2 protein-coding genes and 1 pseudogene are annotated in these 2,124 nt (G+C 73.9%); all 3 read left to right on the forward strand.

Annotated features, from left to right (window positions below; all coding sequences use genetic code 11):
* Positions 1-518, forward strand: a pseudogene (locus tag OOT08_RS19270) (hypothetical protein); the annotation flags it as partial.
* 583 nt (positions 519-1,101) lie between these two features.
* Positions 1,102-1,797 (forward strand): acetate--CoA ligase family protein, encoded by a 696-nt coding sequence (locus OOT08_RS17995; protein WP_325094257.1) that lies wholly within the window; start codon positions 1,102-1,104, stop codon positions 1,795-1,797.
* Between the two features lie 52 nt (positions 1,798-1,849).
* On the forward strand, positions 1,850-2,124 hold a 275-nt coding region (locus OOT08_RS18000; RefSeq protein WP_325094258.1), incomplete at its 3' end, for an acyl-CoA dehydrogenase family protein.

A 2,124-nucleotide genomic window follows, 5' to 3' on the forward strand; every position in this document is an offset into this window, starting at 1 on the left:
TCGCCATCACCGGGGGCATGGGCGAAATGGGGGAGGAGGGCAAAGCGCTGGAGCGGCGCATCACGGCGCGGGCGCTCGCCGCCGGGGCCCGGCTCCTCGGCCCAAACTGCCTCGGGATCGTGGACCACGCGGCCGGGGTGCGCCTGGCCCCGAACTCCTTTCCCGTCGGCGACATCGCCGTCATCTCGCAGAGCGGCAACATCGCGCTCGAGATCGCCGGGCACCTGAAGGCCGCGGGGCTCGGCCTGTCCCGCTTCGCCAGCCTCGGGAACCAGGCGGACATCGACGCCGCGGAGCTCATCGAGTCCTGCGTCGCCGACCCGAACACCGGCACGATCGCGGTCTACTGCGAGGACTTCCGGGACGGCCGGCGCTTCGCCCGCGCGGCCCTGAACGCCCGGGAGGCGGGCAAAGCCCTCGTCCTGCTCACGGTGGGCGGCACGGACGCCTCCGCGCGCAACGCCCGCTCGCACACCGGGGCGCTCGCCACCTCGGCCTCGGTCGTCGCCGCCGTCTGCGAGGCCGCGGGCATCGAGCAGGTCACCGCCCCCTCCCAGGTCGCGGATCTCCTCGTGGCGCTCGCCGCCCGGATCGCGCCGGGCGGCCACCGGGTCGCGGTGCTTGCCGACGGCGGCGGGCACGCGTCCATCGCGAGCGACGTGCTCGCGGAGCGCGGGCTCGACACAGATGAGTTCAGCCCGGAGCTGCGGGACCGGATCGCCCGCGAGCTGCCGCCCACCGCCTCGGTCGCGAACCCGATCGACGTGGCCGGCGGCGGCGAGCAAGACATCGCGTGCTTCGCCCGCGTGCTCGACATCCTGGCGGACGGCACCGAGAGCGACGCCACGGTGCTCAGCGGCTACTTCGGCGGCTACGCCCTCTACGGGGAGCAGCTCGCCGCACAGGAGCTCGACACCGCCCGGCGCATCGTCCGAGCGCAGGAGACGCGCCCGCACCCGCTGTTCGTCCAGACGATGCACCCGGGGTCCCCGGCCGCGCAGATCCTGCGGGAGGGACGCATCCCGGTGTACGGGGGGGATTCGGGAGGCCGCGTGGGCGCTGTCCCGGGTCAGCACGAGGACGACCGCCCAGACCCCGTGGGTGCCGCCGGTCCCCGAGCCCGCCCCCGCCGAGGCCAGCCGGGACTACCTCGACATCCGCGCGGCCCTGGCCGCCTCGGGGCTGAGCTTCCCCGCGGCCCGCCGCGTCACCGGGCTCGGCGAGGCGCTCGCCTTCGCCGAGGAGCACGGGTACCCCGTCGTGCTCAAGGCGCTCGGGGACGAGCACAAGAGCGACCGGGGCGGGGTCAAGCTCTTCATCGACTCCGAGCACGCCCTCGCGCGCGCCTGGAACGAGATCCGCTCCGCGCTCGACCCAGCGGCGTGCTCCGTCGAGCGGATGGTGACGCAGCCGCACGCCGTGGAGCTGATCGTCGGCTCCCGCTGGGATCCCCGCTTCGGCCCCATGACGCTCGTCGGGCTCGGCGGCATCTACGCGGAGGTGTTCCGGGACGTGCGCGTCGCGCTCGGCCCCGTGGACCTCACCCGCGCCCGCGAGATGCTGCGCTCCCTGCGCGGCAGCGCCCTGCTCTCCGGGGTGCGGGGGAACCCGCCCGTTGACCTCGACGCCGCCAGTGCCGCCGTCCGAGACCTCTCCCGCTTTGCCGCGAGCCACCCCGAGTTCGCCGAGGTCGAGTGCAACCCGATTCAGGTGTCCCCGGACGGGGCCATCGCCCTGGACGCCCGCGCCGTCTGGGCGAGCGCCCAGCACACCGAGCGGCAACGCGGCAACGGCTGAGTCCCAGCCGAGCCCCGGTTCCCGCCACCACGCACAGAAAGGCATCACCAGCATGGATTTCTCACTCACCCCTCGGCAACAGGAGCTCCGCGAACGAGCGGCCTCCTGGACCCGGCAGATGTACCGCTTCGAGGATGACTGCGAGCGGAATAACGGGCTCAGCCCCGAGCAGCACCGCGAGGTGCACGACCTCGTGCTCAGCCACGGCCTCGGCGGCATGAACATGCCGGCGGAGTGGGGCGGCACCGGGCTGAACACCCTGGAGCACACGATCGTGCAGGAGCAGGTCGGTCGGCTCACGGGCGCGCTCTGGGACACCCTCTGGCG

Source organism: Leucobacter sp. M11 (assembly GCF_035726885.1).
Lineage (GTDB): Bacteria > Actinomycetota > Actinomycetes > Actinomycetales > Microbacteriaceae > JAPFRB01.